The organism is Streptomyces niveiscabiei (assembly GCF_001419795.1).
Taxonomy (GTDB): Bacteria; Actinomycetota; Actinomycetes; order Streptomycetales; family Streptomycetaceae; genus Streptomyces; species Streptomyces niveiscabiei.
The window spans coordinates 1-6,711 of the sequence record NZ_LIRL01000333.1 but is presented as its reverse complement, the minus strand read 5'-3'; the positions used below and the strand labels follow the sequence as shown (position 1 = coordinate 6,711).

Sequence of the window (6,711 nt, the reverse complement as noted above, 5' to 3'; positions counted from 1 at the left end):
GGTCGAGGCGGGCGGCGAGGGCGTAGTACGGGGGCTTGACGTTCTGCGCCTGGAGGCCGACGAGGTGTTCGACGGCGGCGTGCGCGGTCATCGCCGAGCGGCGCAGGAGGAGCTGGCGGTCGAGGGTGGCGCGGTTGAGGGCGCGGGTGCCGAGGACGCGGGGGGCGGTCATGGGGTGCACGGTAGCCCCGATCGAGGACAGATTCTGTCCTCGTTGCCGCCGGCCCGTGTGCTGCGCGCCGCGTATATCCTGCCCGTGACCGGCAGAAACCAGGACAGAAGCGACAGCGACGGGAGGGGACGCGATGCCCGAGCGACGCCGTGGCGCGAGGTTTCCCCGCAAGGAGGCGCGGCGGCCCGCGGACGAGCCCGCCGGCGTGATCGACGCCGCCCTCTACCGCGACGGCGTCCGCGTCTCCTCCCCCGCCACGCTCGCCGACACCTACCGCGAACTGCGCGAGCGGCCCGCCAGCATGGCCTGGATCGGCCTCGCCCGCCCCACCGAGTCCGAACTCCACTCCCTGGCCACCGAGTTCGGCCTGCACCCGCTCGCCGTCGAGGACGCGAACGAGGCCCACCAGCGCCCCAAGCTCGAACGCTACGGCGACACCCTCTTCGTCGTCCTGCGCGCGGCCCGCTACCTCGACGCCCCCGAGGAGATCGACTTCGGCGAACTCCACGTCTTCCTCGGCCCCGACTTCGTCCTGACCGTCCGCCACGCCGACGCCCCCGGCCTCTCCGCCGTACGCCGGCGCATGGAGGAGTCCCCGGAGCTGCTGCGCCTGGGCCCCGAGGCCGTCCTCTACGCGATCCTCGACGCCGTCGTCGACGGCTACGCGCCCGTCGTCTCCGGCGTCCAGAACGACATCGACGAGATCGAGACGGAGGTCTTCCGGGGCGACCCCGAGGTCTCCCGCCGCATCTACGAACTCTCCCGCGAGATGGTCGAGTTCCAGCGCGCGACACGTCCCCTGGTCGGCATGCTCCACGCGCTGATGGCCGGCTTCTCCAAGTACGGCACGGACGACGAACTCCAGCGCTACCTGCGCGACGTCGCCGACCACGTCACCCACACCAGCGAACGCGTCGACGGCTTCCGCCAGGCCCTCACCGAGATCCTCACCGTCAACGCGACGCTGGTCACCCAGCAGCAGAACGCGGAGATGCGGGCGCTGGCGGAGGCGGGCTTCGAGCAGAACGAGGAGGTCAAGAAGATCTCCTCGTGGGCGGCGATCCTCTTCGCGCCCACCCTCGTCGGCACGATCTACGGCATGAACTTCACCCACATGCCGGAGCTGCGCTGGGTGTTCGGGTACCCGTTCGCCGTCGCGCTGATGGGTGTGGTGTGCATGAGCCTGTACGTCGTGTTCAAGCGCCGCGACTGGCTCTGAGGGGGCGGCGGCGCCCGGCGGGTGGCTCGTACCCGTCCGTGTCGTGGCGTGTTCTGTACGTCACTGCATCGGCACAGTTTCATCACCTTCCCCGCCGTACGCTCGACCGTCCGTCAAGTGCGTGACCGTCGAAAGGCAAGTGCCCCCGGCATGGCGTACACAGCTCAAGAGCAGCAATCCGCGTCCCTGGCAGACCTGTCGTTCGAGGCTTTCGGGGTGATGACGGCCCGGCGCGGGGCCGAGCAGGTGCCTCTCGGTCCACCGCGGCACCGGGCCGTCCTGGCCCTGCTGCTGATCCGGCTGGGCCAGGTCGTGCCCGCCGACCAGCTCGTCGACGAACTGTGGGGCGACAGCCTCCCCAGACGCCCGCAGGCCACGTTGCAGACGTACCTGTCCCACCTGCGGCGGGTGCTGACCGGACAGCAGCACGGCCCGGTCACCCCGCTGCGCTACCAGGCTCCCGGATACGTCCTGACGGTGGAGCCCGGCACGTTCGACCTGTCCCGGTTCGAGAGCCTCGTCGCCCGGGGCCAGCGGCATGTGGCCGACAGCCGGCTCCAGGCCGCCCGCGAGGTGTTCTGCGAGGCGCTGCGGTTATGGCGGGCCGACCCCTTCCTGGACCTCACGGCCTACGCCCCGCTCGCGGAGGAGAGCGCACGCCTGGGCCTGCTGCGGACCACCGCCGTGGCGGCCCACGCCGACACGCTGCTCGCGCTCGGCGAGGCCGGTGACGCCGTCGCGCTGCTGCGCCGCGAGGTGTCCCTGCACCCCACCGACGAACGCCTCGTCGGCAGCCTCATGACGGGCCTGTACCGGCTGGGCCGGCAGGCCGAGGCGCTCCAGCTGTACGACCGGACGCGCGCCTACCTCGCCGAGGAGCTCGGGGTCGCCCCAGCCCGCGAACTCCAGCACGTCCACATGGCGCTGCTGCGCCACGAACTCGACGACCGGGCGCCCGCCCCGGCCCCCGTCGAGGTGCGGGCGCGTCCCGCTCGGCCGGGGCGAGCGGGACGCGCCCGCACCCGCCACGAGCGCGCCCGAGCACGGGCAGCGGCCGTCCTCGGCCTTCCCCTGCCGCGACGACGCCCTCGACGCCCTGCGGTCCTCCATCGCCGGCGCCCTGCGCGGCAGCGGGCACATCACCGCCGTCGTCGGCGAGGCCGGCGTCGGCAAGACCGAGCTGGTGGTGCGCGCCACCGCGGGCTCGGAGCCGCCGCCCCCGGAGGCGGAGGTGATCCGCGTCAACTGCCGCGGCAACGAGGGGGCGCCCGCCGGCTGGGTGTGGCAGCAGGTGCTGCGCCGGCTGGAGATCCCGTACGGGATGTCGTTCGACGGCCTCCGCAAGGAGTGCGTCCTCCCCCCGGTGACAACGCTGTCGGGGCACGGCGGCGAGTTCCCCGGGCATCTGCACTTCCTCGTCCAGGACGCGCTGTGCGAGGCGGTCCTCCAGTGCGCCGACGACCGCCCGCTCCTGCTCGTCCTGGAGGACGTGCACGGCGCGGACCGGCTCACCCTCGACGTGCTGGGCCTGCTCGGCAACCGCACCCAGGGGCGCCCGGTCAGCGTGGTGATCACGGTCCGCGAACCGGGATTGGGGGCCGGGCCCGCCGCCGACGGACCCCTCGTGGACCTCCTGGCCGACTCCCGCACCAAGGTCGTGCACCTGGGCAACCTCACCGAGGAACACGTCCGGGCCGCCGTCGACGCCCAGGCCGGCCCCGGCGTCGACGCGTCCGTCGTCCGGGCCCTGTACGAGCGCAGCGCCGGCAACCCCTACCTCCTCGACCAGCTGCTCGCCGACGCGGGCGGCGCCCGGCGCCTGCGCGATCCCCGGGTCGCCGACGCCGTGCGCGCCGGGATCCCGACGGGGGTGCGCAGCATGCTGCGCAGGCGGTTCGCCGGGCTGTCCCCGCGCGTCCTCCAGCTCCTCAAGTGCTGCGCCGTGCTCGGCGCCGAGGCGACCCTGGCCACGCTCACCGGCATGCTGGACGACGACGGGGCCGACCACGACCTCGTGGAGGAGGTCATGGCGACCGGCCTCATGGAGAACGACCTCGACCACCCGCACCGGCTCGTCTTCCGCTACGGCCTCATCCGCGACGTCCTCCTCGCGGAGCTGCGCTGCCAGGAGCGGGCGGCCCTGCACGCCCGCGCCGTCGCCGTGCTCAGCGCCTGGCACGGGGACTCCCCCGAGGCGAGCGAGGAGGTGGCCCAGCACGCCTGGCAGGCCGCCCTGGCCCTGCCGGCCGAGGACGTGGTGCCGCTCCTGAGGCGCGCCGGTGAACAGGCCATCGGCGACGGCGACTACCGGGGCGCGCAGACCTGGTTCGAGCACGCGCACACCGTGCTCGCCGCCTCGCCCCGCGGCGGTGACACGGCCTCGGACCAGACGCTGGACCTGCGCACGAGGCTCCTGTACACGACGAGCATCACCCGCGGGTACGGCGACCACCAGGTGGAGGTGGAGGCCGGGCGCATCCGGAAGCTGTCCGCCGCCACGGCGGGCCGCACCATCGAGCAAGCCGCGCTGCTGCTGCGGCAGTTCGTGGCCGAGCTGGTCACCGGCCGGCCCCCGGAGGCCGCCCGGCACGTGGAGCAGCTGCGTGCTCTCGCGGAGCGCTCCGGCGCCCCGGAGATCCGGTTCTACGAACGCATCGCCCGCGGGCTGTTGCAGCTGCCCAGCGAGACCGCCGACGCGCTCACGGCCCTGACGGAGGCGGGGCGGGCGGCCGACGAGCTGAGCCCCGGGCAGCGGGAGGCGATGACCCGCCGTTCGCAGCACGACCCCCGGTTCCTCGCCATGAACCACCGGGTCCTCACCCTGTGGCTGCTGGGCGCCGGCGACGAGGCGCGGGAGCTGTGCGACGAGCTGCTCGTGGCGACGGGCCGGGACGGCACGCCGGTCGACCAGGCGAGCGCGTACTACTTCCACTCCCTGGTGGCGGCCCTGGGCGAGGATCCGCACGGGGCGGCGGAGTCCAGCGGCCGGGGTCTCGACATCGCCCGGGCCCACGGGCTGAGCCACTGGAGCGCCATGCTCCAGGTGTGCCGGAGCTGGGCGCGGCAGCAGGCCGGTGAGCCGGGCGCGCTCGGCCGGCTGGAGTCGGCGGTGGCGGAGCTGCGCGAGCGGCGGCTCCTGATCCGGCTGCCGCTCCACCTGGGCCTGCTGGCCCAGGCGCAGCACAGCAGCGGGGCGGTGGAGGAGGCCAGGAGGACGCTGCGGTCGTCGGCCGCCGAGGTCGAGTCCCGGGGCGAGTTCGCCTACGTCAGCAGCAATCTGCCGTTCACCCGGCTGTGTCACCCGGCCGCCGTGTCGTAGCGGCCGGGTGGTGCCGCCCCCGGGGGGGGAGGCCGCTTCTCAGTCGTCCGCTGGTTCGCCCGGTTCTCCTCGCAGGCGGGCGCGGGCGGCTTCGGCCTCGGGGTGGCCGAGTTCGTCGAGGATGCGCACCGCCTCCCGCCACAGGGGCACGGAGGCGGCGCGGTTCCCCCGGGCCTCGTGGGTGTCTCCCATGTGCAGGAGGGTGTCCGCCTCCAGGTAGCGGTCCTTCATGTGCTGGTAGAGCTTCAAGGCGCGCTCGTAGCAGCGCAGGGCCTCCTCGTGGTGGCCCATGTGGTGGTGGGCGTACCCGAGGCTGTCCCAGGCGGCGGCCTCGCCGTTGGTGTCGCCGATCCGCTGGTGCAGGGCCACCGCCCGGGTGCACTCGTCGACGGCCTGCCGGTAGGCGCCGTGGAGGATGTACGTCCAGCCCGTCTCGTTGAGGACGAGGGCCTGCCCGGTGAGGTTGTCCGCCGACCGGTACAGCTCCAGGGCCCGCGCGTAGTGGCCCAGGGCCGCGTCGTGGTCGTGGCGGCCGTTGGCGAGGAAGGCCAGCGACCGGTGCGCGCGTGCCTGGCCGCCCGCCTCGCCGAGGTCGGTGAACAGGGCCATCGCCGCGTCGAGTTCGGTGTGGGCCAGGTCGTCCTGGGCGAGGCGCCCGTACGCGAATCCCAGCGCCCGGCGGGCCTTCGCCTCGCGGAGCCGGTCCTGGAGCAGCCGGGCGGCCTCGACGGCGGTGGACTGGATGTCGATCTGGTCCTGCCAGCGGCCCCTGCGGTCCAGGTACAGCTCCAGGGTCTGGGCCAGCAGCCAGGCGTGGGCCGGGTGGCCGCCGTCCTTGGCCTGGGCGACGGCCGACAGCAGGACGGGCAGTTCCCGCTCCAGCCAGGCCGCGGCCGAGGCGGGGTCGGTGAGGGGGTCGAGTGCGACGCCCGGTTCGGCGGGGGCGTCGGGGGCGGCGTCGATGCGGTCGGGCGTCAGCGCGCTCGTGGCGGCGTGGGCGCCGTGGACGTAGTGGTCGAGCAGGCGCCGTACGGCCGCTTCGCGGGTGCCGGCGTCGTCGTGGTCCTGGAGCTGCTCGGCGGCGTAGATCTTGAGCATGTCGTGGAAGGCGAAGCGGTTCGACGCCGGGCGGATCATCAGGTGGGCGTCGGCCAGCTTGGCCAGCAGGGTCGTGGCCTGGCGCACGGACAGCGCGGCCAGGCTCGCCGCCGCCGTGGCGGACAGGTCGGGGCCGGGGTGCAGGGACAGCAGCCGCAGGAGCCGCGCCGCCTCGGGGCCGAGGCCGTCGAGGGACAGGNNGCGGGCCGCGATGACGGCGAGGGCGAGGGGCAGCCGGTGGCAGAACTCGACGATCGCGTCGACGGCTTCGGGTTCGGCGGCGGTGCGGCCCCGGCCCAGATGGCGCGCGAGGACCTCGCGGGACTCCGTGTCGCTGAGCGGGCCGAGGATCAGGGGGGCGGCCCCGTGGGTGGCGACGAGGCCGCGCAGCTGGGTGCGGCTGGTGATGACGACGAGGCAGGTGCAGCTGCCCGGCAGCAGGGGGCGCACATGCTGGGAGTCGCGCGCGTTGTCGAGGACGATCAGGACCCGGCGGTCGGCGAGGATGCTCCGGTACAGGGCCATCTGGGAGTCGACGTCGGCGGGCAGGTGGCGGGCGGAGACGCCGAGGGCGATGAGGAACGAGCGCAGGGCCTCGGCGGCGGACACGCAGGGCCCGCTCACGTCGAAGCCGCGGAGGTTGACGTAGAGCTGGCCGTCGGGGAAACGGTGCGCGAGGCGGTGGGCGAGGTGCACGGCGAGGGCGGTCTTGCCCACGCCGGCCATGCCCTCGATGGTGTTGATCACCGCCGAGGGGGTCGCGGAGGTCTCGTCGAGCTTGTCGAGGGCGCTGGTGATCCGGGCCAGTTCGTCCCGGCGGCCGACGAAGGTGCGCAGGTCCAGGGGGAGTTGGGTGGGGCGGACCGGGGCCGGCGCGGCCGGCCGCGGTCCGCCCCACCCAAC

General features: G+C 74.1%; 4 protein-coding genes and 2 pseudogenes. 3 read left to right on the top strand and 3 right to left on the bottom strand.

The features are described 5' to 3' along the window. A pseudogene (locus AOK24_RS50775) lies at window positions 1–181 on the bottom strand (winged helix DNA-binding domain-containing protein); the annotation flags it as partial. 124 nt (window positions 182–305) lie between these two features. On the opposite strand from AOK24_RS50775, the gene AOK24_RS17100 reads away from it, so the two are divergent. The 3 genes and pseudogenes from AOK24_RS17100 to AOK24_RS49690 all read left to right on the top strand — a co-directional run bounded on the left by AOK24_RS17100 (window position 306) and on the right by AOK24_RS49690 (window position 4,710). After that, window positions 306–1,391 carry a magnesium and cobalt transport protein CorA gene (locus AOK24_RS17100; protein WP_240553976.1) on the top strand — a complete coding sequence of 362 codons (1,086 nt, stop codon included), beginning with the start codon at window positions 306–308 and terminating at the stop codon, window positions 1,389–1,391. Window positions 1,392–1,541: 150 nt separating this feature from the next. After that, window positions 1,542–2,261, top strand: a pseudogene (locus tag AOK24_RS52730) (AfsR/SARP family transcriptional regulator); the annotation flags it as partial. Window positions 2,262–2,487: 226 nt separating this feature from the next. Then, window positions 2,488–4,710: an AAA family ATPase gene (locus tag AOK24_RS49690; protein WP_206191215.1), complete on the top strand. Its 2,223-nt coding sequence runs from the start codon at window positions 2,488–2,490 to the stop codon at window positions 4,708–4,710. Window positions 4,711–4,749: 39 nt separating this feature from the next. Here AOK24_RS49690 and AOK24_RS50770 read toward each other — a convergent pair whose 3' ends face one another. After that, complete coding sequence (locus AOK24_RS50770) at window positions 4,750–5,319, bottom strand: tetratricopeptide repeat protein (protein ID WP_240553978.1); 570 nt, start codon at window positions 5,317–5,319, stop codon at window positions 4,750–4,752. Window positions 5,320–6,009: 690 nt separating this feature from the next. Further along, the coding region (locus tag AOK24_RS50765) for an AAA family ATPase (RefSeq protein ID WP_240553974.1) at window positions 6,010–6,711 on the bottom strand (702 nt) is incomplete at both ends.

What these genes read in the sequence shown, in the direction of transcription:
- AOK24_RS17100 (WP_240553976.1), top strand. Translation starts at nt 306, where the DNA reads ATGCCCGAGCGACGCCGTGGCGCGAGGTTTCCCCGCAAGGAGGCGCGG.
- AOK24_RS50770 (WP_240553978.1), bottom strand. Translation starts at nt 5,319, where the DNA reads ATGGCCCTGTTCACCGACCTCGGCGAGGCGGGCGGCCAGGCACGCGCG.